Origin of the sequence: Citrobacter amalonaticus, from assembly GCF_002918555.1 — a bacterium.
Classification (GTDB): domain Bacteria; phylum Pseudomonadota; class Gammaproteobacteria; order Enterobacterales; family Enterobacteriaceae; genus Citrobacter_C; species Citrobacter_C amalonaticus_A.
Window position 1 is genome coordinate 115,526 of record NZ_PQMB01000005.1, and the last position, 25,624, is coordinate 141,149.

The 25,624-nt window shown below is 54.0% G+C and carries 19 protein-coding genes; 5 read left to right on the forward strand and 14 right to left on the reverse strand.

All coding sequences use genetic code 11. The features are described from left to right. The first annotated feature begins 371 nt into the window (after positions 1-371). The gene (gene malT, locus C3432_RS20450) at positions 372-3,077 is read left to right on the forward strand and encodes an HTH-type transcriptional regulator MalT (protein WP_103778376.1); all 2,706 of its coding nucleotides are present in this window, start codon (positions 372-374) and stop codon (positions 3,075-3,077) included. Between the two features lie 66 nt (positions 3,078-3,143). Here malT and C3432_RS20455 read toward each other — a convergent pair whose 3' ends face one another. From C3432_RS20455 to glpE, 3 genes are all read right to left on the reverse strand, one after another. Further along, complete coding sequence (locus tag C3432_RS20455) at positions 3,144-3,902, reverse strand: DeoR/GlpR family transcriptional regulator (protein ID WP_103778377.1); 759 nt, start codon at positions 3,900-3,902, stop codon at positions 3,144-3,146. A 15-nt stretch (positions 3,903-3,917) separates the two neighbouring features. Beyond that, positions 3,918-4,748 (reverse strand): rhomboid family intramembrane serine protease GlpG, encoded by an 831-nt coding sequence (gene glpG / locus C3432_RS20460; RefSeq protein ID WP_103778378.1) that lies wholly within the window; start codon positions 4,746-4,748, stop codon positions 3,918-3,920. Between the two features lie 170 nt (positions 4,749-4,918). Then, positions 4,919-5,245 carry a thiosulfate sulfurtransferase GlpE gene (gene glpE / locus C3432_RS20465; protein ID WP_103778379.1) on the reverse strand — a complete coding sequence of 109 codons (327 nt, stop codon included), beginning with the start codon at positions 5,243-5,245 and terminating at the stop codon, positions 4,919-4,921. A 188-nt stretch (positions 5,246-5,433) separates the two neighbouring features. Here glpE and glpD point away from each other — a divergent pair, with 188 nt between their 5' ends. Further along, positions 5,434-6,942, forward strand: a complete 1,509-nt coding sequence (gene glpD, locus C3432_RS20470; protein ID WP_103778380.1) for a glycerol-3-phosphate dehydrogenase — start codon at positions 5,434-5,436, stop codon at positions 6,940-6,942. Between the two features lie 91 nt (positions 6,943-7,033). Here the strand turns inward: glpD and glgP are convergent, their stop codons facing one another. From glgP to asd, 6 genes are all read right to left on the reverse strand, one after another. Next, positions 7,034-9,481, reverse strand: coding sequence for a glycogen phosphorylase (gene glgP / locus C3432_RS20475; protein WP_103778381.1), 2,448 nt, complete (start codon positions 9,479-9,481; stop codon positions 7,034-7,036). 19 nt (positions 9,482-9,500) lie between these two features. Continuing rightward, the gene (gene glgA, locus C3432_RS20480; RefSeq protein WP_103778382.1) at positions 9,501-10,934 is read right to left on the reverse strand and encodes a glycogen synthase GlgA; all 1,434 of its coding nucleotides are present in this window, start codon (positions 10,932-10,934) and stop codon (positions 9,501-9,503) included. After that, positions 10,934-12,229 (reverse strand): glucose-1-phosphate adenylyltransferase, encoded by a 1,296-nt coding sequence (gene glgC / locus C3432_RS20485; RefSeq protein WP_103778383.1) that lies wholly within the window; start codon positions 12,227-12,229, stop codon positions 10,934-10,936. Before glgC ends, glgA begins: the two co-directional genes overlap by 1 nt. A gap of 13 nt (positions 12,230-12,242) precedes the next feature. Beyond that, positions 12,243-14,222, reverse strand: a complete 1,980-nt coding sequence (glgX, locus tag C3432_RS20490) for a glycogen debranching protein GlgX (RefSeq protein WP_103778384.1) — start codon at positions 14,220-14,222, stop codon at positions 12,243-12,245. Continuing rightward, positions 14,219-16,405 carry a 1,4-alpha-glucan branching enzyme gene (gene glgB, locus C3432_RS20495; RefSeq protein WP_103778385.1) on the reverse strand — a complete coding sequence of 729 codons (2,187 nt, stop codon included), beginning with the start codon at positions 16,403-16,405 and terminating at the stop codon, positions 14,219-14,221. The genes glgX and glgB overlap by 4 nt, the downstream gene beginning before the upstream one ends. A gap of 310 nt (positions 16,406-16,715) precedes the next feature. After that, positions 16,716-17,822, reverse strand: a complete 1,107-nt coding sequence (gene asd / locus C3432_RS20500) for an aspartate-semialdehyde dehydrogenase (protein WP_103778386.1) — start codon at positions 17,820-17,822, stop codon at positions 16,716-16,718. 190 nt (positions 17,823-18,012) lie between these two features. On the opposite strand from asd, the gene yhgN reads away from it, so the two are divergent. Then, on the forward strand, positions 18,013-18,606 hold the full coding sequence (gene yhgN, locus C3432_RS20505) for an NAAT family transporter YhgN (RefSeq protein ID WP_042998459.1): 594 nt from the start codon (positions 18,013-18,015) through the stop codon (positions 18,604-18,606). Between the two features lie 78 nt (positions 18,607-18,684). Here yhgN and gntU read toward each other — a convergent pair whose 3' ends face one another. The 5 genes from gntU to C3432_RS20530 form a co-directional block, all read right to left on the reverse strand. Beyond that, complete coding sequence (gene gntU, locus C3432_RS20510) at positions 18,685-20,025, reverse strand: gluconate transporter (protein ID WP_103778387.1); 1,341 nt, start codon at positions 20,023-20,025, stop codon at positions 18,685-18,687. Then, positions 20,025-20,555 carry a gluconokinase gene (gene gntK / locus C3432_RS20515; RefSeq protein ID WP_103778388.1) on the reverse strand — a complete coding sequence of 177 codons (531 nt, stop codon included), beginning with the start codon at positions 20,553-20,555 and terminating at the stop codon, positions 20,025-20,027. Before gntK ends, gntU begins: the two co-directional genes overlap by 1 nt. Before the next feature lie 139 nt (positions 20,556-20,694). Beyond that, positions 20,695-21,690 carry a gluconate operon transcriptional repressor GntR gene (gene gntR, locus C3432_RS20520; RefSeq protein ID WP_103778389.1) on the reverse strand — a complete coding sequence of 332 codons (996 nt, stop codon included), beginning with the start codon at positions 21,688-21,690 and terminating at the stop codon, positions 20,695-20,697. Between the two features lie 92 nt (positions 21,691-21,782). Beyond that, the gene (locus tag C3432_RS20525; RefSeq protein WP_103778390.1) at positions 21,783-22,478 is read right to left on the reverse strand and encodes a pirin family protein; all 696 of its coding nucleotides are present in this window, start codon (positions 22,476-22,478) and stop codon (positions 21,783-21,785) included. 121 nt (positions 22,479-22,599) lie between these two features. Further along, positions 22,600-23,637, reverse strand: coding sequence for an oxidoreductase (locus C3432_RS20530; RefSeq protein ID WP_103778391.1), 1,038 nt, complete (start codon positions 23,635-23,637; stop codon positions 22,600-22,602). A 461-nt stretch (positions 23,638-24,098) separates the two neighbouring features. Here C3432_RS20530 and yhhY point away from each other — a divergent pair, with 461 nt between their 5' ends. Next, the gene (yhhY, locus tag C3432_RS20535; protein WP_103778392.1) at positions 24,099-24,587 is read left to right on the forward strand and encodes an N-acetyltransferase; all 489 of its coding nucleotides are present in this window, start codon (positions 24,099-24,101) and stop codon (positions 24,585-24,587) included. 46 nt (positions 24,588-24,633) lie between these two features. Then, a complete protein-coding gene (locus C3432_RS20540) occupies positions 24,634-25,578 on the forward strand; it encodes a hypothetical protein (protein ID WP_103778393.1) in 945 nt (314 codons plus the stop codon). Positions 25,579-25,624: the final 46 nt, after the last annotated feature.

Sequence of the window (25,624 nt, forward strand, 5' to 3'; positions counted from 1 at the left end):
AGAGATATATGTAAACAGCGAGACAGTTTCTAACCTGAAATATTTAAGCCATGTCGGGTTATCCCTGGAAAAAAGAATATCCTCACAGAGGAACGACTCATTTTTATTATAAAAACCAATAACATTACAAAATAAAAGGTTATTTTTATCCCTCGTTAATTACGGGCTTAAGCCAGTCTTCATGCACCTTCAGTGCTGTTAAACAGCATTTTTGCAACAGATATTTGGAATTGTGACAGAGTGCAAATTCAGACACACAAAAAACCCGCTTAGCTTGCATTAAACCGGTTTCTGTCCGAACTTATAATTCATTAATTACGAAGCGCAAAAAAAATCGAAGATCCCCATTTCCCACAGTGAAGTATTTAACTATGTTGATTCCGTCTAAATTAAGTCGTCCGGTTCGACTCGACCATACGGTGGTTCGTGAGCGCCTGCTGGCTAAACTTTCCGGCGCGAACAATTTCAGGCTGGTTCTGATCACAAGTCCTGCGGGTTATGGAAAGACCACGCTCATATCACAATGGGCGGCGGGAAAAAGTGAACTGGGTTGGTACTCGCTGGATGAGGGCGATAACCAGCAGGAGCGATTCGCCAGCTACCTGATCGCCGCAGTGCAGCAGGCAACCGGGGGACACTGCACCACCAGTGAAGTGATGGTGCAAAAACGCCAGTATGTCAGCCTGACGTCGCTTTTCGCTCAGCTGTTTATTGAACTGGCGGAGTGGCATCGCCCACTGTATCTGGTTATTGACGATTATCACCTGATTACCAATCCGGTAATCCACGAGTCCATGCGCTTCTTCCTGCGCCATCAGCCGGAAAATCTCACCCTGGTCGTACTATCGCGGAATCTGCCGCAGTTGGGCATCGCCAATCTACGTGTACGCGATCAGCTGCTGGAAATCGGCAGCCAGCAGCTGGCCTTTAATCACCAGGAAGCAAAGCTGTTTTTTGACCGCCGTCTCTCGTCCCCTATCGAAGCCGCAGAGAGTAGCCGGATGTGCGACGACGTGGCCGGCTGGGCAACCGCACTTCAGCTCATCGCCCTTTCCGCTCGCCAGAACAACAATCCTGCCCATCTGTCGGCACGCCGTCTGGCAGGAATCAATGCCAGCCATCTGTCCGATTATCTGGTAGATGAAGTTCTGGACAGCGTCGATCTCAGTACCCGACATTTTCTGCTCAAGAGCGCTATTTTGCGTTCCATGAACGATGCGCTGATCGTCCGCGTGACCGGTGAAGAAAACGGGCAAATGCGTCTGGAAGAAATTGAGCGCCAGGGGCTGTTCCTGCAACGTATGGACGATACCGGCGAATGGTTCAGCTATCACCCTCTGTTTGGTAACTTCCTGCGCCAGCGCTGTCAGTGGGAACTGTCAGCCGAGCTGCCTGAGATTCATCGCGCCGCCGCGGAAAGCTGGATGGCGCAAGGCTTCCCCAGCGAAGCAATTCACCATGCGCTGGCGGCGGGCGATCCCCATATGCTGCGCGACATCCTGCTGAATCATGCCTGGGGCCTTTTTAACCACAGCGAACTGGCGCTGCTCGAGGCGTCGTTAAAGGCGCTGCCGTGGGAAAGTCTGCTGGAAAATCCGCGTCTGGTACTGCTGCAGGCCTGGCTGATGCAGAGCCAGCACCGCTATAGCGAAGTGAATACCTTGCTGGCACGCGCCGAGCAAGAGATCAATGGCGTAATGGACGGCACGCTGCATGCGGAATTTAACGCTCTGCGCGCTCAGGTGGCGATCAACGATGGCAATCCGGATGAAGCGGAGCGTCTGGCAAAACTGGCGCTGGACGAGCTGCCAATCGCCTGGTTCTACAGCCGCATTGTGGCGACCTCCGTACATGGCGAAGTGCTGCACTGTAAGGGCTACCTCTCACAATCCCTGACGCTGATGCAGCAGACCGAGCAAATGGCGCGCCATCACGACGTCTGGCACTACGCGCTCTGGAGTCTGATCCAGCAAAGTGAAATCCTGTTTGCCCAGGGTTTTTTACAAGCCGCATGGGAGATTCAGGAAAAAGCGTTCCAGTTGATTAAAGATCAGCATCTTGAACAATTGCCTATGCACGAGTTCCTGGTGCGTATCCGCGCACAGCTGCTGTGGGCCTGGTCTCGCCTGGATGAGGCGGAGTCCTCAGCGCGTAGCGGGATCGACGTGCTTTCCTCTTTTCAGCCTCAGCAGCAACTCCAGTGTCTGGCGCTGCTGGTGCAGTGTTCGCTGGCGCGCGGCGATCTGGATAATGCCCGCAGCCTGCTTAACCGTCTGGAAAACCTGCTCGGCAACGGCCAGTATCACAGCGACTGGATCTCCAATGCCGATAAAGTCCGCGTGATTTACTGGCAGATGACCGGTGACAAGAAGTCGGCAGCTAACTGGCTGCGCCACACGCCGAAACCCGAGTTTGCCAATAACCACTTCCTGCAAGGCCAGTGGCGCAATATCGCCAGGGCGCAGATCTTGCTGGGCGAATTTGAATCGGCCGAGATCGTGCTGGAAGAGCTGAATGAGAATGCGCGTAGTCTGCGCCTGATGAGCGACCTGAATCGTAACCTGTTGCTACTTAATCAGCTGTACTGGCAGGCGGGGCGGAAAAATGATGCCCAGCGCGTTCTGCTTGATGCGCTGCAGTTAGCCAATCGTACCGGTTTTATCAGCCATTTCGTCATTGAAGGCGAAGCAATGGCCCAGCAGCTGCGCCAGCTGATTCAACTTAACACGCTGCCGGAGCTGGACCAGCATCGCGCACAGCGTATTCTTCGTGAAATTAACCAGCATCATCGGCATAAGTTTGCCCATTTTGACGAAGGTTTCGTTGAGCGTCTGCTGAATCATCCGCAAGTGCCCGAACTGATCCGCACCAGCCCGCTCACCCAGCGCGAATGGCAGGTGCTGGGGCTTATCTATTCCGGGTACAGCAACGAGCAAATCGCGGGTGAGCTGGCGGTGGCGGCAACCACCATCAAAACGCATATCCGCAATTTGTATCAGAAACTCGGCGTGGCGCACCGCCAGGATGCGGTACAGCACGCGCAGCAGCTACTGAAGATGATGGGCTACGGGGTTTAACCAACCAGACGGTATCCCCTTGCAGGTCGGAAGCCGGAGAGGCAAAGCTGCTATCCGGCCATTTCCCTAGCACAATTCCAGCTGAATATGATGGTCAGCGATCACCTGCAATATCCCTGTGGGCGGCAGCGTGTCGGTATAAACCGCATCCACCATGCTGATGCTGCCCATATTAACCATCGCGTTACGACCAAACTTCGAGTGATCGACCACCAGCATGACGTGGCGAGAATTCTCGATGATGGCACGTTTGGTGCGCACTTCGTGGTAATCAAACTCCAGCAGTGAGCCGTCGGTGTCGATCCCGCTGATCCCCAGGATGCCGAAGTCCAGGCGGAACTGGGAGATAAAATCGAGCGTCGCTTCCCCAATGATGCCGCCGTCACGGCTACGAAGTTCGCCGCCCGCGAGAATAATGCGAAAATCCTCTTTTACCATCAGCGTATTTGCGACATTGAGATTGTTAGTCACAATACGCAGATTGTTGTGGTCCAGCAGCGCGTGGGCGACAGCTTCCGGCGTCGTCCCGATATCGATAAACAGCGTTGAACCGTTGGGGATCTGCGTGGCAACCTTACGCGCAATGCGCTCTTTTTCCGCCGTTTGTGTGGCTTTACGGTCGTGCCACGGCGTATTCACCGAGCTGGACGGCAACGCCGCACCGCCATGATGGCGCAAAATCATGTTTTGATCGGCGAGATCGTTAAGGTCCCGGCGAATGGTCTGCGGGCTGACGGAGAAATGTTCCACCAGCTCCTCCGTACTGACGTATCCCTGTTTTTTTACCAGTTCAATGATCGCGTCATGTCGTTGTGTTTGTTTCATTGCTGTTCCCTGGAATTATGTTCGTTTTCGCGTATTGAGCGTATCAACCCATGCCATAGCCAAACCTACACCTAATCCGGCGATATGCGCGCCGTTAGCCATAGACATCCCAAATACATCAAGCCACCCGGCAACGATCCAAACCAATGCAAAGATAATTAAACCGCGCTGGAGGTAAATACCACTTTGCGGGTCGCGCTCACCGCGCAGCCACACGTAACCCATTAGCGCGTAAACCACGCCAGAAAGCCCGCCAAACCACGGACCGCTAAATTTCTGCTGCACATAGCCGCTCAGCAAGGCGCTGATGACGGTGATAACGATCAGTTTGCCGCTGCCTAATCGTTTCTCTACCGCCCCGCCGAGATACCACCACCACAGCAGGTTAAAGAGGATATGCATCAGTGAGAAGTGCATGAAGGCGTGCGTAAAGTAACGCCAGACGTCAAATTTTAATGACGGTTCGAACGGCCAGGCCAGCCAGACCATGACGGTCTGATCGCCGACGATATTCATGATGATAAACACCAGAATGCAGGCAGTCATAACAAGCCAGGTCACCGGACCGGCACGCTCGCGCAGCGTAGCAATAAAAGGAAAACGGCGATAATGCAGCCCGCCGCCGGTATGACCGGACTGCCAGCTGGCCGCCAGATAGCGAGGGTCGCCGGGGTTCTCCAGAAAACGCGCCAGCTCAGCCTGTACGCGCGCGACCTGTGATTCATCAGCCAACCAGACATCGCTTTGATGATGTTGTTGAATCGTCAGGATAACGCCCTGCGTCGCCATGTAATCGACAAATGCCTGCGCCACGCGGGGGTTAGCAAAAGAGGTAATCATCAACATTGTTGCTGTCGCTTATTCCACACAAAAGAGGACAGTATATATACCCTTCTGACTTCGGGCTGCATCTTTGTTGGCTTTCCTGGCTCATTCCGGCCACGTACTCTTCGTACCCTCCCGGAGATGCGTGACGTCGCTGCCGTGATCCAACCCGCATTAATCCAGGCATAGCCTTATGAACCGAATGCCACTTCTGCCGGAAAATGTCGGTGCCAGGCGTCGAAGCCGCCGTCAACGCTGTAGACCGCGTCATAACCTTGTTGCAGCAGATACTGCGCCGCCCCCTTGCTGCTGTTGCCGTGATAGCACATCACCATCACCACAGTATCGAAATCATGTTCACGCATAAACGCGCCCAGCGTGTCGTTAGTCAGGTGAAACGCCTGCGGTGGGTGGCCCATCGCATAGCTTTGCGGATCGCGGATATCCACCAGCACCGCCGCGCCCTGGTGCAACTTCTGATGCGCTTCTTCGACATTAATACACTCAAACTGATCCATGAAATTCTCTTTCTCATCTGTAGATCGCCAATATTACCTTCCAGTTTACGTCTCAGACGCAGGTAAACGCCATAATGTTATATGTATCACTCTAAAATGTTTTTTCGATGTTACCAGTCGCGCGCTTTTTTGCTATTATGTTCGATAACGAACATTTATGAGCTTTAACGAAAGCGTATGAGGGCAGCATGGAAACCAAAGATCTGATTGTGATAGGCGGAGGCATCAACGGTGCCGGTATCGCGGCAGACGCCGCTGGACGCGGTTTATCCGTGCTGATGCTGGAAGCGCAGGATTTAGCCTGTGCCACCTCTTCCGCCAGTTCTAAACTCATCCACGGTGGCTTGCGCTACCTGGAACATTACGAATTCCGCCTGGTGAGCGAAGCGCTGGCCGAACGCGAAGTGCTGTTGAAAATGGCGCCGCATATCGCCTTCCCAATGCGCTTTCGTCTGCCGCATCGTCCGCATTTACGCCCGGCATGGATGATCCGTATTGGTCTGTTTATGTACGATCATCTGGGCAAACGCACCAGCCTGCCGGGTTCAACCGGTTTGCGTTTTGGCGCAGACTCCGTGATGAAACCTGAAATTGTGCGCGGTTTCGAATATTCTGACTGCTGGGTGGACGACGCGCGTCTGGTGCTGGCAAATGCCCAGATGGTGGTGCGTAAAGGTGGCGAGGTATTGACCCGCACCCGTGCGACCTCTGCACGCCGCGAAAACGGTCTGTGGATCGTCGAAGCAGAAGATATCGATACCGGTAAAAAACAGACCTGGCAGGCGCGTGGTCTGGTTAACGCCACGGGGCCGTGGGTAAAAGCGTTCTTCGACGACGGGATGCATCTGCCTTCTCCGTACGGTATTCGCCTGATCAAAGGCAGCCATATCGTGGTGCCGCGCGTGCATACCCAGAAACAAGCTTACATCCTGCAAAACGAAGACAAGCGTATCGTGTTTGTGATCCCGTGGATGGATGAGTTCTCCATCATCGGCACTACCGACGTGGAATATAAAGGCGACCCGAAAGCCGTGAAAATTGATGAAAGCGAAATCAATTACCTGCTGAAGGTCTACAACGCGCACTTTAAGAAACAGCTGGGGCGCGATGATATCGTCTGGACTTACTCCGGCGTGCGTCCGCTGTGCGATGACGAATCCGATTCACCGCAGGCCATCACGCGTGATTACACGCTGGATATCCATGACGAAAACGGCAAAGCGCCGCTGCTGTCGGTATTCGGCGGTAAGCTCACCACCTACCGTAAGCTCGCTGAACACGCGATGGAAAAACTGTCGTCTTACTACCAGGGCATTGGCCCGGCGTGGACCAAAGATTGTGTGCTGCCCGGCGGTGAGATCGGTGGCGATCGTGACGACTACGCGGCAAAACTGCGCCGTCGCTATTCGTTCCTGACGGAATCACTGGCACGCCACTACTCGCGTACCTACGGTAGCAATACCGAATGGATCCTCGGTGAAGCAACTTCCCTCGCGGACCTGGGCGAAGATTTTGGTCATGAGCTCTACGAGGCGGAGCTGAAGTATCTGGTCGATCACGAATGGGTACGCCGCACGGAGGACGCATTGTGGCGTCGTACTAAAGAAGGGATGTGGCTCAACGCTGAACAGCAGTCTCGTATCACTCAGTGGCTGGGCGAGTATATCGAAAAACACCCGCTATCGCTGGCGTCCTAGAAAAATGCCGGATGACGGCTGACGCCTTATCCGGCATGCAAATGTGCAAAAAAGCAGGCCGGGTAAGCGAAGCGCCCCCGGCCCACGTGTTCTACAACCTCACAGCATCAATATGCCAGATAGAATCGGCATATTCCTTGATGGTTCTGTCGGAGGAGAAATAACCCATGTTGGCGATATTCAGCATCGCTTTCGCGGTCCACTCTTCCGGACGACCATACAGTTCGTCCACCTTGTCCTGACAATCGATATAGCTGCGATAATCCGCCAGCACCTGATAGTGGTCGCCAAAGTTGATCAGCGAGTCTATCAGGTCACGGTAGCGTCCCGGTTCTTCCGGGCTGAACACGCCGCTCCCGATTTGCGTCAGCACCTGATGCAGTTCCTCATCCTTTTCGTAATACTCGCGCGGTTTATAGCCCTGCCTGCGCAGCTCTTCCACCTCTTCCGCCGTATTACCGAAGATAAAGATATTCTCTGCCCCCACGTGTTCCAGCATCTCGACGTTTGCCCCGTCCAGGGTACCAATAGTCAGCGCGCCGTTCAGGGCGAACTTCATATTACTGGTACCGGAGGCTTCTGTTCCCGCCAGCGAAATCTGCTCAGACAGATCGGCCGCCGGAATGATCATCTGCGCCAGACTCACGCTGTAGTTCGGGATAAACACGACCTTCAGCTTATCGCCAATCTGCGGATCGTTATTGATGACCTTCGCCACATCGTTAATCAAATGGATGATGTGTTTTGCCATGTAATAGGCCGACGCCGCCTTACCTGCAAAGATATTTACGCGCGGCACCCACTGTGCATCCGGATCGGCTTTGATACGGTTGTAGCGGGTGATGACATGCAGTACGTTCATCAACTGACGCTTGTACTCGTGAATACGTTTAATCTGCACATCAAACAGCGATTTCGGATTTACCACCACGTTAAGCTGCTGGGCGATCAAGGTAGCCAGACGCTTTTTGTTCTCCAGCTTCGCCTGGCGCACGGCGTGGTTCACCAGCGGGTAATCACAGTGCTGCTCAAGCTCGCTCAACTGGCTAAGGTCGGTACGCCAGGTGCGACCAATGTTCTCATCCAGCACGTCGGAGAGCGACGGGTTCGCCAGCGCCAGCCAGCGACGCGGCGTCACGCCGTTGGTGACGTTGCAGAAACGGGTCGGGAAGATTTTCGCAAAATCGGCAAACAGCGACTGCACCATCAGGTTAGAGTGCAGCTCAGAAACCCCGTTCACCTTATGGCTGACCACCACCGCCAGCCAGGCCATCCGCACACGGCGCCCGTTAGATTCATCGATAATCGACGCCCGTCCCAGCAGGGCGGTATCATCGGGATACTGCTCCTGTAGCGTTTTCAGGAAGTAATCGTTGATCTCGAAGATAATTTGCAGATGGCGCGGCAGGATTTTGCCCAGCATATCAACAGGCCAGGTCTCCAGCGCCTCGCTCATCAGCGTGTGGTTCGTGTAGGAGAAGACCTGACAGCAGACCTCAAACGCCTCGTCCCAGCTGAACTTATGCTCATCAATCAGCAAGCGCATCAGCTCCGGAATCGACAGCACCGGATGGGTATCGTTGAGGTGAATGGCGATTTTATCCGCCAGATTGTCGTAGGTTTTGTGCAACTGGTAGTGACGGCTCAGGATGTCCTGCACCGTTGAAGAGACCAGGAAGTATTCCTGACGCAGACGCAGCTCGCGTCCCGAATAGGTTGAGTCATCCGGATAGAGCACGCGGGAGACGTTTTCGGAGTGGTTTTTGTCCTCCACCGCCGCGAAGTAGTCGCCCTGGTTGAACTTACCGAGATTGATTTCGCTACTGGCCTGCGCGTTCCACAGGCGCAGCGTGTTGGTCGCGTCGGTGTCATAACCAGGGATAATCTGGTCATAAGCCACCGCCAGGATCTCTTCGGTCTCAATCCAGCGCGTTTTCTTGCCTTCCTGCTGAATTCGTCCGCCAAAGCGCACCTTATAGCGCGTGTTATGGCGTTTAAACTCCCACGGATTGCCGTATTCCAGCCAGTAGTCCGGGGACTCTTTCTGCCGCCCGTCGACGATGTTCTGCTTGAACATGCCGTAGTCGTAGCGGATACCGTACCCGCGCCCTGGCAGACCTAACGTCGCCAGCGAGTCGAGGAAACAGGCCGCCAGACGCCCAAGGCCACCGTTGCCGAGGCCGGGATCGTTTTCTTCGTCAATCAACTCTTCGAGGTCCAACCCCATCGCTTCCAGTGCGCCTTTGACATCGTCATAAATCCCCAACGATAACAGGGCATTGGAAAGGGTGCGGCCAATCAGGAATTCCATCGACAGATAGTAGACCTGCCGGGTTTCCTGTGACAACTGGGCACGATTAGAACGCAGCCAGCGCTCCACGAGACGATCGCGCACCGCAAACAACGTGGCGTTCAGCCATTCATGCTTATTGGCAATGACCGGATCTTTGCCAATCGTGAACATCAGCTTATAGGCGATAGAATGCTTAAGCGCCTCAACGCTGAGTGTGGGCGATGCATAAGTAAATGGAGCATTCATATAGGTGTTTCCTGAATATCTATTTCAAGCGATAGTAAAGCTCACGGTACGACTTCGCCGCGACTTGCCAGCTAAAATCCATAGCCATAGCCTGACGTTGAACGAACCGCCAGAGCGAGGGCCGGGACCACAACACGAAAGCACGCCGGATCGCCCGTAATAACGACCAGGCATTACTATCTTCAAAAACAAAACCGCTGGCGATGCCGTCCGCCAGATTCTCCAGCGAACTGTCAGACACCGTATCAGCAAGCCCACCGGTACGCCGTACCAGTGGCAACGTGCCATATTTCAGGCCATAGAGCTGGGTTAAGCCGCACGGCTCAAAGCGGCTGGGCACCAGGATAACGTCCGCCCCACCCATGATGCGGTGTGAGAACGCTTCGTGATAGCCAATCTGTACCCCAACCTGACCGGGATGCTCCGCCGCCGCTGCGAGAAACCCTTCCTGAAGCACCGGATCCCCCGCACCAAGTAGCGCCAGCTGTCCGCCCTGCTCCAGTAATCCCGGCAGCGCTTCCAGCACCAGATCGAGCCCTTTCTGACTGGTGAGGCGACTCACAACAGCAAAAAGCGGCGCTTTATCATTGACCTTTAACCCCATCGCGATCTGCAACTGGCGCTTGTTTTCCGCCTTCTCTTCCAGCGTGTCGCGGGTGTAGCGCGACGCCAGCAGCAGGTCGGTTTCCGGGCTCCAGATATTTTCATCAACACCGTTGAGCACGCCGGAAAGACGCCCCTCCCGATGACGCTGCTGTAGCAACCCTTCCATACCGTAGGCAAACTGCGGCTCGGTGATTTCACGCGCATAGGTGGGACTCACCGCCGTAATATGGTCGGCATAATAGAGTCCCGCCTTCAGGAATGAAATCTGTCCGTTGAACTCTAAACCGTGCATGTTAAAGAATGACCACGGTAACTGGATGTCATTCATATGGTGTGCATAAAACATGCCCTGATAGGCCAGGTTGTGCACGGTAAAGACCGATTTCGCCGGACGCCCGCGCGCAGCCAGATAAGCGGGGGCCAGCCCCGCATGCCAGTCGTGCGCATGCACCACATCCGGGCGCCAGAATGGATCAAGCCCACAGGCCATTTCACATCCGACCCAGCCCAGCAGGGCGAAACGCAGCACGTTATCGGTGTAGGCATAAAGATTGGTATCGTGATACGGGCTTCCCGGACGATCGTAAAGATGTGGCGCGTCGATCAGATAGATACCGACGCCATTGTAATGACCAAACAACAGGGTAATTCGCCCCGCGAAAGTATCGCGACGCGTCACCACCTGCGCATCCGCAATGCCGCGACGAATGTCAGGGAAAGCAGGCAACAATACGCGGGCATCCACGCCATCTGCGATTTGCGCTGCGGGCAACGCACCAATTACATCTGCCAGACCCCCTGTTTTCAACAGGGGGAACATCTCTGAACAAACATGTAAAACCTGCATTATCGCTCCTGTTTGACCTGCAGCTTGCGTAGCATTTCACGCGTAACCAGCACAATGCCTTCCTCTGAACGGTAGAAACGGCGCGCATCTTCTTCGGCGTTTTCACCAATCACCATTCCTTCCGGGATCACACAGGCGCGGTCGATAATGCAACGACGCAGGCGGCATGAACGCCCCACCCAGACCTCCGGTAATAACACTGCCGAATCAATGTTACAGAATGAATTCACCCTCACCCGAGGGAACAGAACAGACTGCACGACGACCGAACCGGAGATGATGCAGCCGCCGGAAACCAGCGAGTTAAGCGTCATACCGTGGCTACCGGAACGGTCCTGGACAAATTTCGCGGGCGGCAGCGATTCCATATGCGTACGAATCGGCCAGTCCTGGTCGTACATATCAAGTTCCGGCGTGACTGACGCCAGATCGAGGTTAGCCTTCCAGTACGCTTCCAGCGTGCCCACATCGCGCCAGTATGGTTCGGATTCCGGATCCGACTGTACGCAGGACAGCGGGAATGGATGTGCATAAGCCATGCCAGCCTGCGTAATTTTCGGGATGATATCTTTGCCGAAGTCATGGCTGGAAGCGTCGTTCAAATCATCTTCCTCCAGCAGTTCGTAGAGATAGTCGGCATTAAAAATATAAATCCCCATACTGGCGAGCGATTTGCCCGGATCGCCGGGCATAGCCGGGGGATTTGCCGGTTTTTCGACGAACTCGATGATCTTATCGCTGTCATCAACCGCCATCACGCCAAACGCGCTGGCCTCTTCAATCGGTACCGGCATACAGGCCACGGTGCAGCGCGCGCCTTTCTCGAAATGATCGATCAGCATGCGCGAGTAATCCTGCTTGTAGATATGATCGCCCGCGAGGATCACCACATATTCCGCTTTATAACGGCGGATAATATCCAGGTTCTGCGTCACCGCATCCGCGGTGCCGCGATACCAGTTTTCACCCTGCATCCTTTGCTGGGCAGGCAGCAGATCGACGAATTCGTTCATCTCTTCACTGAAGAACGACCAGCCGCGCTGAATATGCTGAACCAGCGTATGGGACTGATACTGCGTGATTACGCCAATACGGCGGATCCCGGAATTAAGACAGTTGGATAAGGCAAAATCGATGATACGGAACTTGCCGCCAAAGTGCACAGCAGGTTTAGCACGTTTGTTCGTTAGATCTTTCAGTCGGGTTCCACGGCCACCGGCCAGGATCAGGGCAACAGATTTCAAAGGCAGCTGGCGCGCCAACATTACACGATCGTTCTTATCTAAACTCCCCATGACTAACTCCTTTTTATCCTCTCTGGAACACACACAGTCCATGTGCAGGTCCCTGCCAGACAGCTGTTACCACCGGATTATCCTCTCCAGCGAATGGGGGAATGGCGTGCCACTCCCCGGCAGGTAAAACAATCTCTGTTACCTCAAGCGTGGCATTAATCGCGATCAAAAAACGATCGGACAGCAGGATCTGTAGCTGTTTCGGTCCGTTTTGCCACTCATCCGCACTCAAGGGTTTTGCATACCGACTTAACCAACTTACGTTGCCATCCCCCTCTTCCCACCAGCGATTTCCCACTAAAGCCGGAATTCGCTGACGTAAATGGATTAACGCCGCGGTAAACGCGGTCAAGCCACTGCTTGCCTGCGACCAGTCCAACCATGTCAACGCATTGTCCTGGCAGTAGGCGTTGTTGTTGCCATGCTGGCTATGACCTTGTTCATCACCCGCCAGCAGCATCGGCGTTCCCTGGGAGAGCAGCAGCGTGGTCAGCAAGGCATGAATGCTGTCGCGCCGCCGTTCAATGAGATCCAACGAACCGCCTAACCCTTCTTTACCATGATTGTCACTGTAGTTATTGTTGGTGCCGTCCCGATTCTCCTCACCATTTGCTTCATTGTGCTTATTTGTGAAGCAAACACAGTCACGTAGGGTAAAACCATCGTGGGCCGTCACCAGATTGACGGTCGCGCCGGGTTGGCGACCGTTACGTTTAAACACGTCACTGGAGGCCGCAAAGCGCCCGGCAAACTCGCCGAGCGACAGATCGCGCCTGAGCCAGAAGCGGCGGACTGCATCACGGAAATGGTCATTCCACTCGGCAAACAGCGGTGGAAAATTACCCACCTGATAACCGCCCTCGCCGATATCCCACGGTTCCGCAATCAGCTTGACGTTCGAAAGCAACGGACAGTTTTTGATTGCGTTAAACAGCGGCGCGTCCTGACGAAATTCCGGGGTACGTCCCATTACCGATGCCAGATCAAAACGAAAACCGTCGACGTGGCAGGTTTCAACCCAGTAGCGCAGGCACTCACAGGCATACTCCACCACGCCCGGATGGCTAAGATTCAGCGTGTTGCCGCAGCCGGTCCAGTTGTGGTAATCGCCATCGTCTCTGATCCAATAATAGCTACGGTTATCAATTCCGCGCAGGGAGAAGAGCGGACCATCGAGATCCAGTTCGGCGCTGTGGTTCAGGACGATATCGAGAATGACCTCAATACCGGCTTTGTGCAGCGCTTTCACCGCGTCGCGAAACTCATCGAGCGCGGTATCCGGCGAGCAGGCGTAAGCAGGATGCAATGCAAACATCGCAACGGGGTTGTACCCCCAGTAGTTTGACAATCCCAGCCGTTGCAAACGCGGCTCGCTGGCGAAATGCGCCACGGGCAACAGCTCCAGCGCGGTGATACCAAGATGTTTGAGATAGCCGATCATCACCGGGTGGCCCAGCGCCTTGTAAGTACCGCGAATCTCTGGCGGGATCTCCGGATGCAGATACGTTAAGCCTTTGACGTGAGCTTCATAGATAACGGTATTCCCCCACGGCGTACGCGGTGGAATATCATCTTCCCAGTCATAGCTGTCCGGCGGCACCACGATGCACTTTGGCGCGATACTGGCGTTATCCCGATAATCCGGTTCAGCGTAGCCCGCGTGAAAGAGCGGATCATCCTTAAATTCGCCCTCAACACGTCGTGCGCACGGGTCCAGCAATAACTTTGCCGGATTGAAGCAATGCCCCTGCGCGGGATCCCACGGACCATGCACGCGATATCCGTAGCGCAGCCCCGGTCTGGCCTCTGGCAGATAGCCGTGCCAGACATCACCGCTGCGCCCCGGCAGGTCATAACGATGCTCAACGCCTTGCGCATCAAATACGCACAGCTCAACGCGCCCGGCATGTGCGGAAAAGAGCGTGAAGTTGACCCCATGACCGTCATAGCTTGCGCCCTGAGGCGTGGCCTGCCCGGTAGACAGTTGCGTCATTCCCCCTCCCGAACCAGCCAGATAGTGGCCAGCGGCGGCAGCGTAAGACTCAGCGAGTTTGGTCGACCGTGGCTACCTGTTTCATCACTGTGCACCGCGCCGCCATTCCCGGCGTTACTTCCGTGATAGTGCATTGAGTCAGTGTTAAGGATCTCGCGCCATTGGCCCGGCTGGTTGATGCCAAAACGATAGTTGTAACGAGGGACGGGCGTGAAATTACTGGCGACAATAATTTCATTGCCGGCCTTATCGCGACGGACAAAAATCAATACCGAACGTTCGTTGTCATCCACCACCAGCCATTCAAAACCGTAGGAGTCGAAATCAAGCTCATGCAGCGCTTTGTGGTGACGATAAGTATGGTTAAGATCGCGCACCAGCCGCTGTACGCCGTGGTGCCAGTTATCGCCGCCCTCCAGCAGATGCCAGTCAAGGCTGGCGTCGTGATTCCACTCGCGCCCCTGAGCAAACTCGTTCCCCATAAACAGCAGCTTCTTACCGGGGAAGGCCCACATCCAGCCGTAGTAAGCGCGCAGGTTGGCAAACTTCTGCCACGCATCGCCCGGCATACGGTCGAGAATCGATTTTTTGCCGTGAACCACTTCGTCGTGCGACAGCGGGAGGACAAAGTTTTCGGTGTAGTTGTAGAGCATACCGAAGGTCAGCTTATCCTGGTGATACTTACGATGAACCGGATCGAGCTTCATGTAGTCCAGGGTGTCATGCATCCAGCCGAGGTTCCATTTGTACCAGAAACCTAACCCCCCCGTATCCTGCGGTCGGGAGACGCCCGCAAAATCAGTGGACTCTTCCGCCATGCTTACCGCCCCTGGCACCTGCTCGCCGAGGATCCGGTTGGTATTGCGTAAAAACTCGATGGCCTCGAGGTTCTCGCGCCCGCCAAACTCATTGGGGATCCACTCGCCCTGTTTCCGGCTGTAGTCGCGGTAAATCATCGACGCCACGGCATCCACGCGCAGCGCGTCAATGCCAAAACGCTCAATCCAGTACAGAGCGTTACCCACCAGATAGTTACTGACTTCACGACGACCGTAGTTGTAGATCAGCGTATTCCAGTCCTGGTGATAGCCTTCACGCGGGTCACTGTGTTCATACAAATTGGTACCGTCAAACTCTGCCAGACCGAAGTCGTCAGACGGAAAGTGCCCCGGCACCCAATCCAGAACGACGTTAAGACCAGCCTGATGAGCGGCATTGATGAAATAGCGGAAGTCATCGCGCGTACCAAAACGGCGGGTTGGCGCATACAGTCCCGTTGGCTGATAGCCCCAACTACCATCAAACGGATGCTCATTCACCGGCAGCAGCTCAAGATGGGTAAAGCCCATCCATTTGACGTAAGGGATTAATTGATCCGCCAGTTCCCGGTAGCTTAGCCAGAAGTTGTTATCCGTGTGACGACGCCATGACCCCAGATGCACTTCATAGATGGAAACAGGCGCATCAAACTGATTCGCTTTTTTACGCTCCTCCGTTTGCACCACTTTTTCCGGCAAGCCGCAGATAAGAGACGCGGTTTCCGGACGCATCTGCGCTTCAAAAGCATACGGGTCGGCTTTAACGCGCAGGTTGCCATGCGCATCGATCATCTCGTATTTATACAGCTGCCCCTGCTGCGCGCCGGGGATAAACAGCTCCCAGATCCCGCTCTCTTTACGCAGACGCATGGGATGACGCCGACCGTCCCAGTAGTTGAACTGTCCGACAACAGAGACGCGGCGGGCATTTGGCGCCCAGACGGAGAATCGCGTCCCGGTGACCCCATCCATCGTATCCGCATGCGCACCCAGCGTTTCATAGGGTCGCAAGTGGGTGCCTTCTGACAGCAGCCAGGCATCCATATCCTGGAGCAAAGGGCCAAAACGATAAGGATCATCAATGAGATTCTGCTGCCCATGCCAGACAACAGCGAGTTGATAGCGAAAGAAATTTTTACGACGGGGGAGCAGGCCACTGAAAAAACCGCGTGAATCAAGGCAGTCCAGTTTAGCGACTTTACGTCCGGTTTTTGGTTCGATCACCCACACTTCGGTGGCGTCGGGTAAAAGGGCGCGAACTTCCAGTCCCGCGGTGGTTTGGTGCATACCGAGTACGGAAAAAGGATCCGCAAAATGACCTGCAATTAGCGCATTAATCACGTCTCTATCGATACGATCGGACATGGCTGTCTTCCTGTTTTATGGCATCTCTTTCCTGATGTTTGTTGGCATCGGTGGAGACGCTTTTTAACTCTAACAGCGCAGCACAAAAGTGCATCCTCTCTGCGCCGTCCTGGCTTCAGGCAACGGTTTAATACCTCCGGTATTAAGGCCCCCTTAAAGAATAGCCAATGCTTTATTTTACCTCCGATAAAAATTGAACATCTGCGCTACTCCTGTATTACGCAAAAAAAAAGGTGACTCAGCACCCAATGTTTAAACATGACATGTGTTTGCCGGATAACAAGATAACCCCGTTATCCGGCCTGAAGTTTTATGCCAGATGACGCAGCATACGGCGTAAAGGTTCTGCCGCTCCCCAGAGCAGCTGGTCGCCAACGGTAAAGGCCGACAGGAACTCGGGCCCCATATTCAGCTTACGCAGGCGACCGACAGGCGTGGTAAGCGTACCGGTTACGGCCGCCGGGGTTAATTCCCGCAGGGTAATGTCACGATCGTTAGGGACCACTTTGGCCCACGGATTGTGTGCCGCCAGCAGCTCTTCCACGGCAGGAACAGACACATCTTTTTTCAATTTGATGGTGAACGCCTGGCTGTGGCAGCGCAGTGCGCCAACGCGCACGCACAGACCATCCACGGGGATCACAGAAGATGTGTTGAGAATTTTGTTGGTTTCCGCCTGTCCCTTCCACTCTTCGCGGCTCTGACCGTTATCGAGCTGTTTGTCGATCCACGGAATCAGACTTCCCGCCAGCGGTACGCCAAAGTTATCAACAGGCAACTCGCCGCTACGGGACAGCGCTGTAACTTTGCGCTCGATATCGAGAATAGCAGAGGAAGGTGTCGCCAGTTCATCGGCCACATGGCCATACAAATGGCCCATTTGGGACAGCAGTTCGCGCATGTGACGCGCGCCGCCGCCGGAGGCGGCCTGGTAGGTCGCCACAGAAACCCAGTCCACCAGATCGTTGGCGAACAGGCCGCCCAGCGACATCAGCATCAGGCTGACGGTACAGTTACCGCCGACAAAGGTCTTAATCCCTTTGTTCAGTCCGTCGGTAATCACATTCTGGTTCACCGGATCGAGAATAATGATGCTGTCATCTTTCATGCGCAGCGAGGAGGCCGCGTCAATCCAGTACCCCTGCCATCCGCTTTCACGAAGCTTCGGATAGATTTCGTTGGTATAATCGCCGCCCTGACAGGTCACAATGATATCGAGCGCCTTCAGCGCGTCCAGATCAAAAGCGTCCTGAAGTGTGCCGGAAGCCGTATCGCCGAACGTCGGCGCCGCCTGTCCGAGCTGGGAAGTTGAGAAGAAAACAGGGCGAATGGCGTCAAAGTCGCGCTCTTCAACCATGCGTTGCATGAGAACAGAGCCGACCATACCGCGCCAGCCGATAAAACCAACATTTTTCATAGCGTTTTTTCCTGCGAAGATGTGTGCTGTATATGTATGCCAGTGTCCTGGTGGCATCTCCTTCACCATACAAAAAGCAGCCAAAGTCGCAAGTGAAATTAATCAATGATAGTCAGGCCATCAGTAATGCGACTTATCCCGCTGCGCAAGCAAGCAGGAAATCCACAGCAATTACCAGGGAATTTGAGTTATGAACGAAATCATTTCTGCAGCCGTTTTACTGATCCTGATTATGGATCCGCTCGGAAATCTGCCCATTTTCATGTCCGTACTGAAACATACAGAGCCAAAACGGCGCCGGGCTATAATGGTGCGGGAATTATTCATCGCCCTGTTATTAATGCTGATCTTCCTGTTTGCTGGCGAGAAAATTCTGGCGTTTCTGAATCTGCGGGCGGAAACCGTGTCGATTTCCGGGGGGATAATTCTGTTCCTGATTGCGATTAAGATGATCTTCCCGAGCGCCACGGGTAACAGCGCCGGACTCCCGGCAGGCGAAGAACCCTTTATCGTGCCGCTGGCAATCCCGCTGGTTGCGGGTCCCACCATTCTGGCAACGCTGATGCTGTTGTCGCATCAGTACCCTAATCAGATGGGGCATCTGGTGATCGCCCTGTTACTGGCCTGGGGCGGTACGTTTGTGATTCTGCTACAGTCTTCACTGTTTCTGCGTCTGTTGGGTGAAAAAGGGGTTAATGCCCTGGAGCGTCTGATGGGGCTGATTCTGGTGATGATGGCAACCCAGATGTTCCTGGATGGGATCAGGATGTGGATGAAGGGATAATACAGTGTCGGGTTGCGGCGACGCCTTACCCGACCTGTGGTAGAACCCGGGAAGCGCAAGCAACACCGGGTATTTCAATTAGCTCAACAGCTGGAAGGCAATCATACCAATAATAGCGCCTACGGTGCCGAGGATGGTTTCCATCATCGTCCAGGTTTTCAGCGTTTGCGCTTCGGTTGCGCCAGTAAATTTACCAAACAGCCAGAAGCCCGCGTCATTGACGTGGCTGACCACAATCGAACCACCCGCGATGCAGATAGACAGTGCCGCCATCTGCGCGCCGGAGTAGTTTAGTTGCTCAATCACCGGCATAACAAGGCCGACAGCCGTTAAACAGGCAACCGTTGCCGAACCCTGAATGATACGGACTGCAGCAGCCAGCACGAAGCAGGTGATGGCGATCGGTAAACCCATACCGGTTAACGCTTCGCCCAGAGCCGGTCCCACGCCAGAATCAACCAGCACCTGTTTGAACACGCCGCCCGCGCCGATCACCAGCAGAATAATCCCCGCCGGCTGCAGCGCGTGACCGCAGATTTCCATAACTTTATCTTTTGGCATCCCCTGACGTATCGCCAGGCCATAAATCGCCACCAGACACGCGACCAGAATCGCGGTGAACGGGTGGCCGATAAATCCGAACCATTCGTACGCGGTTGAACCTTCAGGCACAAAGCGCGCTGCGATAGTTTTCAGCCCCACCAGCACCAGCGGTAGCAGGATCAGCGACAGGCTGAAACCGAAGGATGGCATTTTGCCTTCGCCCAGGTGTGGCTCGGTAATGTCATCCGGCACGTGCAGTTCAACGTAGCGGCTGATGAAATTCCCCCACAGCGGCCCGGCGATAATCATGCCCGGAATCGCCGCACACAGGCCAATCAGGATCATCCAGCCAAAGTCGGCGTGCATCTGCGAGGCCAGCAGCATTGGCGCAGGCCCCGGCAACAGGAATGCGGCGGCAGCTGCCACGCCTGCAAACAGCGGGATCACCAATTTAATCAGGTTCGTGCCAGTGTGGCGCGCCATCGAGAACGCAACGCTAATCAGCAGCACAACCGCGACTTCAAAGAACAGCGGTAGCGCACAGATCAGCCCCGCCAGACCAATTGCATAGTGCGCACGGCTATGACCAAAGGATTTGAGCATCCTGACGGCAATCTGATCGACCGCGCCCGTCTCATGTAAAATCTTGCCGAACATCGCTCCCAGGGCGACGACTATCGCCAGGAAGCCAAGCGTTCCCCCCATCCCTTTTTCCATTGTCGCTGCGATTTTATCAAGCGGCATACCAGAGAAGAGGCCTGCACCAACAGACACCACCATCAAAGCAAGGAAGGCGTGCATACGCGCCTTCATCACTAAAAACAACAGCAGTAAGACCGAGCCTACTGCTGTTAAAACAAGCGTTAATGTACTCACTACTTACTGCCTTTGTTGATCACTCCAATTGTGCTGGCAACAACATCTTCCAGCGGCTGATCGATATCGACCAGTAAAACGTCAGTCTCTTCAGCCGTCGGCTCTTCCAGCGTTTCAAACTGGGTGACCAGCATCTGGGTTTTGAAGAAGTGGCCTTTACGCGCTTTCAGGCGGCTTTCGATGACATCAAAGTCCCCTTTCAGGTAGATAAAGGAGAGGTTCGGGTTACCGTCGCGCAGCAGATCGCGGTAGTGTTTTTTTAGTGCGGAACAGACGATCAGCGAAACCTTGTTGGTACGCTGCATCGCAAACGCGGCGTCGTTCAGCGCCTGCAACCACGGCTTACGGTCGTCATCATTTAACGGCTTACCGGAGGCCATTTTTTCAATGTTGCAACGCGGATGAAGAAAATCGCCATCGAGAAACGCGGCATGCAGCTGATGCGCTACTTCACTTGCGACAGCGGATTTGCCACTACCTGATACGCCCATCAGAACGTAAACGTGGTTGTCGTGATTAGTCGTGCTCAAAGTGGTGCCCTCACAGTACAGGAGTCAGGAATTGTTACGGGTAACTGTTATCGGTAACATTGTCCTGCCGGACAAACCTGGAAGCAATGCCCAAACGTGCCAGAAGTGAATAAGTGTGAGCTACTTCAAACTTGTAAGACTAAATGGATCCGCCAGGTGACAAGGTGAAACCTAAATCTAACATTTTAGGTGTTACCGCTTCGCCGCGAATGCGTGCCAGCAAGCGTTCTGCACCAATGCTGCCCATTCGTTCACGCGGGGTAAGGACGCTGGCAAGACGAGGTTCCATCACCTGCCCGATATCATGGCCGTGAAAACCCGCAATCGCCATATCGTCCGGAATTTTTAACCCTAAACGCTGGCACTCAAATGCCGCCCCTACCGCCAGGTCATCGTTGGTACAGAAGATACCATCGAGCTGCGGATATTCACGCCGCGCCTGACGGATAAGCTCAATACCAGAAGAGTAAGAAGAAGACTGTTCCACCATCACACTGTAAGGCAGCAGCCCCGCATCCAGCATCGCCTGTTCATAGCCCTTCTGTTTGATGATAGTACGTTCGTCGAGACGAGCCCCCAGATAAGCAATATGCCGGTGGCCACGGGCGATAATCGCAGTGGTCATCTGTCGGGCAGCTTCGAAGTTGTCAAAACCAACGGCAATGTCGAGGCATGGTGACCTGCTGTCCATCAGCTCAACAACGGGAATACCCGCGACCTCGATCATTTTCAGGGTACGGGGCGTGTGGGTGCGCTCGGTGAGAATTAAGCCGTCGATATTCCAGGAAAGCATCGATTCCAGACGCTCCTGCTCCATCTCAGGTTTATAGCCATAGTGCGCCAGCATGGTCTGATAACCGTGAGCGTCGGTAACGGCCTCAATACCGCGTAATACTTCGGCAAAGACCTGGTTGGTCAGGGATGGCAGCAAAACACCTACCGCACGGCTGGTGGCGTTAGAAAGGATATCAGGCGCACGATTGGGAATATAACCCAGTTCATCAAGTGCAGCAGCAATCTTGCCCCGCAGCGCGACGGAGACCTGCTCCGGGTTACGCAGAAAACGGCTGACCGTCATTTTGGTCACGCCTACGCGGTCAGCTACATCCTGAAGTACGGGTCTTTTCTTTTTCATCGTCCTGAGAGAAATCGTAAGTGAGACATTCCCTCAGTTTATCACGGAGATGGCCCAACCTTCCCCGTTTAAAGGGAAGGTTGGGTAATTATTTATACCGGTGGTAAATCAAACAGCAACACTTCGCTATGGGTATCGGCATGGATGGAGATCGCCTGCTCATCCCAAATAGCCAGACCATCACTGGTGGAGGCCTTAGTACCGTTGATGGTCACGTCACCTTTCACCACCTGGATCCAGACGCGACGTTCGGCGGCAATCTGATGTACCGATTGTTCATCTTTCACCAGCGCCCAGCGGTAAAGTTCCATATCCTGATACACTTTCAACGATCCGTCACGGGCATCCGGTGAAAGCACCAGTTGTTTACCCTGCGCGGCGTCGAAACGGCGCTGCTCATAACGCGGCGTGATGCCGGTTTCTTGCGGAATGATCCAGATTTGGTACAGACGCAGACGATCGGTTTCACTCGGGTTGTATTCAGAGTGACGGATCCCGGTCCCGGCGCTCATAATCTGGAATTCACCCGCCGGAACCTGCTCTTTATTCCCCATGCTGTCTTTGTGTTCCACGGCACCTTCCAGCACGTAGGTCAGGATTTCCATGTCCTTATGCGGGTGAGTCCCAAAACCCTGGCCTGCGTCGATCACGTCATCGTTAATCACCCGCAGCGCGGAGAAGCCCATAAAGTTTGGATCGTAATAGTCGGCAAAAGAGAACGTGTGCCAGGAATCCAGCCAGCCATGATTCGCATGACCACGGTCGTTTGCTTTGCGTAAGTAGATCATTGTTCACCCCCGGATGTTTTCGATGGAGTCAGTGTGGACCCAATCGGCAAAGGATCATAGAGAGCGAAAATTGACGCCTCTGTTCAAAAAATATGAATAAGACCAGAGGAGCCAGTAACACTTATTTTGCGAGGGTTATTGTGGCAGGAGAAGCCTGCTCAAATCCCCGCTCAAGGATTTCAAGGTTGGTCAGAACTTCAGATTCCTTGACGTAATTCGGCGTGCCGTGGGTCAGGGTCTCATACAGGGCGTCATAGACGCGGCCATAATCGCCTGGCTCAGGCTTCACCTCTTCACGAACCGTCAGGCCTGCGTCGTTAACATATTCCAGCACCCCCAGGGAATCATCGGCCGCAAACCCAGGTTCCCCCGGCATGATATTCGCTTTCAGGCTGGTTTCTTGCTGGTCAATACCGTACTTCACAAACGAACCTTTGGTGCCGTGAACAATGAACTTCGGATAGTCGATTTTCACCAGATGGCTGGTTTTCACAATCGCCTTCAGATCGCCATAAAATAGCTGTGCTTCAAAAGTATCATCCGGATTGGCTTTGTTTCGCAGACTGCGGATGTCATAAGCCACACGATCGGGGCGACCGAACAGGGAGATGATTTGGTCCATGGTATGAACGCCAAGACCGTAGAACGCCCCGTCCTGCGGCAGGCCAGGTTTCGTCTCTGCCACCGGGCGGTAGTTATCAAAGTGGCTTTCCAATTCAACAATCTCGCCAAGCTTGCCGCTCTCAATGGCCTTTTTGGCGGTGAGGAAACAGGAATCAAAGCGACGATTCTGATACGGCGTGACGGTCAGCCCCTTACTCCGCGCCAGCTCAAACAACGCTTTTGCTTCTGCGAGCGTTGGGGTGAAGGGCTTCTCTACCAGGACATTCTTACCCGCTTCCAGCGCGCGTCTGGCGTAATCAAAGTGGCTGTCGGCATGGGTACAGACGATCACCAGATTGACCTGCGGATCGTCCAGTACCTCATCAAGATCGCTGGTGAAGTGAATATGTGAATAAACCGGCGCCTGCTCTTCCGGCCTGGCATGGCGACGAAAAATGTGCGCGACATGCCAGCTATTTTTGCGGTTAAGCACATACGGCAGATGGTAGCGGGTCGTGCTTTTACCAAAACCAATGAATGCGCAGCGTAAGGTCATGAGTGTGTCCTTTTTAAAGGTGATTGCATACACCATAGCGCAAAGCGGAGGGAGACTGAATGTTGGATTCTTTGCCGGATGGCGCTTGAACTGCACCACAGGGCGACAGGTTCGGCCGTCGGCGTCGCAGGCAGTTTGTTCACGGCAAGCGCGCAGGGCCCGGAGCGTACTAAATGTACGTGAGGAGCACGAGCACTTCCCGGGGACGAAATGGCAAGTAAGCCAGGCAGACACAAAACCTCAAAAAAAAAGCCAGCACCCGGCTGGCTAAAGTAATACTGGAAGCAATGTGAGCAATGTCGTGCTTTCAGGTTCTCCGCAAAGGTCTCCCTGAACGCAAAGCAATAATAATCATTCTCATTCGCACTTGTCCAACACTTTCTGCAAAAAATTTGTAGTTGACGACTTTTCCAATCTCAGCGAGTGTAAATGCACAATGACCCTTTAAAAGGAGAGAAGGAATGAGCGAGATAGTGATACGCCACGCTGAACCAAAAGATTACGACGCAATTCGTCAGATCCATGCCCAGCCAGAGGTGTATCTCAACACGCTACAGGTTCCTCATCCTTCCGTGGAGATGTGGCAGGCACGGCTAGCCGATCGACCCGGCATTAAACAGCTGGTCGCCTGCATTGATGAAATTGTCGTTGGCCATCTGTGCATCGACGTTGCCCAGCGTCCGCGGCGCAGCCACGTCGCCGATTTTGGTATCTGCGTCGGTGCGCAATGGCAGAATCGCGGGGTCGCCAGCGCGCTGATTCAGACCATGATCGACATGTGCGACAACTGGTTGCGTGTGGATCGCATTGAGCTGACGGTGTTTGTGGATAACGACCCCGCCGTGGCGGTCTATAAGAAGCATGGTTTTGAGATTGAAGGTACTGGCCGGAAATACGGCCTGCGCAACGGCGAGTACGTGGATGCGTACTTTATGGCGCGCGTGAAATAAATTTAAGGGCGAGTCTTATCGCCCTTCTTATTGAAAGGACGCAATAGTGAAAAAGCACCTTTCCCTGGTGTTGCTGGCAGCACTCTCCCCTGCTTTCGCCACTACCGTACAAAATCTCGATTCCGTACCCAGCGCCATTCAACACCCGGAAGGTAAACAGATTTTTGCTGAGCAAATGGCGGGAGCAACACCTGCCAAAGGATTTGGCGAGCTGCCACAGGGATTATCTGAGAACTCGTGGATTGCCTGGATTGCGCCGAATGAAGATCCTGACAACCTGATCCTCACGGGTGCCAAATCCTGGGGCAAAGACGGCAAATATATTGGTGTCGCCTGTTTCGCCGACAATCAGGCCGACGCCGGGCAGGCAAAGAAATACGCGGATAACAACTGCCCGGAAAACGACAGCAACGGGCACGCCAATAAATTATATCTCGGCGTTTTTTCCTGGCAGAACCAACAGCTAACGCCGATTGCACGCTCGGAAAAACCATTAAACCAACTCTCTGAGTGGAATAAAACCGCCGAAAAAGAGAGCGATGATGAGTCCGTCAGACCGCTGGCTTATTATACAAAACTGGATCTGGCACCGTACCGGATCGCACCCGATACGCTGGCGTTTGGGGTGCGCGGAGGATACTCTGATGCGTATTCCGGCGGCGGCGCATTTTATGAAGTGCTGGAGCTCTATGCGATCAAAGACAACAGGATAATCAACGTGTATTCCGACCTTGTTTATCAATATACGGACATCGCCGGAGAGTGGAATAAAGACGGTACAAGACAGCACGACATCAGCGAAAGTAAATACATCCTCAAAATGCGTTCGGCAAAAACGCATGGGTTTTATGATTTAGAACGAGTAAACCTGCAGGATAAAAGCAGCCAAATATTCCGCTGGTCTGAATCGCTGCAGCGATATGCGCCATTTATCATCGGTAAAGATAGCGGTGAAATCTTTGGTTCAGGCACTGCCTGGCCGCAGGAATAATATTTACAAGACTATGGAGAGAGCAAAAAAACACGAAGCTAAGGTT

Excerpts from the sequence above, each read along its gene's own strand:
- glgX (WP_103778384.1), bottom strand. The coding sequence starts at position 14,222 with ATGACGCAACTGTCTACCGGGCAGGCCACGCCTCAGGGCGCAAGCTAT.
- C3432_RS20530 (WP_103778391.1), bottom strand. The coding sequence starts at position 23,637 with ATGACCTTACGCTGCGCATTCATTGGTTTTGGTAAAAGCACGACCCGC.
- glgA (WP_103778382.1), bottom strand. The coding sequence starts at position 10,934 with ATGCAGGTTTTACATGTTTGTTCAGAGATGTTCCCCCTGTTGAAAACA.
- glpE (WP_103778379.1), bottom strand. The coding sequence starts at position 5,245 with ATGGATCAGTTTGAGTGTATTAATGTCGAAGAAGCGCATCAGAAGTTG.
- malT (WP_103778376.1), top strand. The coding sequence starts at position 372 with ATGTTGATTCCGTCTAAATTAAGTCGTCCGGTTCGACTCGACCATACG.
- yhhY (WP_103778392.1), top strand. The coding sequence starts at position 24,099 with ATGAGCGAGATAGTGATACGCCACGCTGAACCAAAAGATTACGACGCA.
- glgB (WP_103778385.1), bottom strand. The coding sequence starts at position 16,405 with ATGTCCGATCGTATCGATAGAGACGTGATTAATGCGCTAATTGCAGGT.
- gntR (WP_103778389.1), bottom strand. The coding sequence starts at position 21,690 with ATGAAAAAGAAAAGACCCGTACTTCAGGATGTAGCTGACCGCGTAGGC.
- glgC (WP_103778383.1), bottom strand. The coding sequence starts at position 12,229 with ATGGGGAGTTTAGATAAGAACGATCGTGTAATGTTGGCGCGCCAGCTG.
- glpD (WP_103778380.1), top strand. The coding sequence starts at position 5,434 with ATGGAAACCAAAGATCTGATTGTGATAGGCGGAGGCATCAACGGTGCC.
- asd (WP_103778386.1), bottom strand. The coding sequence starts at position 17,822 with ATGAAAAATGTTGGTTTTATCGGCTGGCGCGGTATGGTCGGCTCTGTT.
- C3432_RS20525 (WP_103778390.1), bottom strand. The coding sequence starts at position 22,478 with ATGATCTACTTACGCAAAGCAAACGACCGTGGTCATGCGAATCATGGC.
- yhgN (WP_042998459.1), top strand. The coding sequence starts at position 18,013 with ATGAACGAAATCATTTCTGCAGCCGTTTTACTGATCCTGATTATGGAT.
- C3432_RS20455 (WP_103778377.1), bottom strand. The coding sequence starts at position 3,902 with ATGAAACAAACACAACGACATGACGCGATCATTGAACTGGTAAAAAAA.
- glpG (WP_103778378.1), bottom strand. The coding sequence starts at position 4,748 with ATGTTGATGATTACCTCTTTTGCTAACCCCCGCGTGGCGCAGGCATTT.
- glgP (WP_103778381.1), bottom strand. The coding sequence starts at position 9,481 with ATGAATGCTCCATTTACTTATGCATCGCCCACACTCAGCGTTGAGGCG.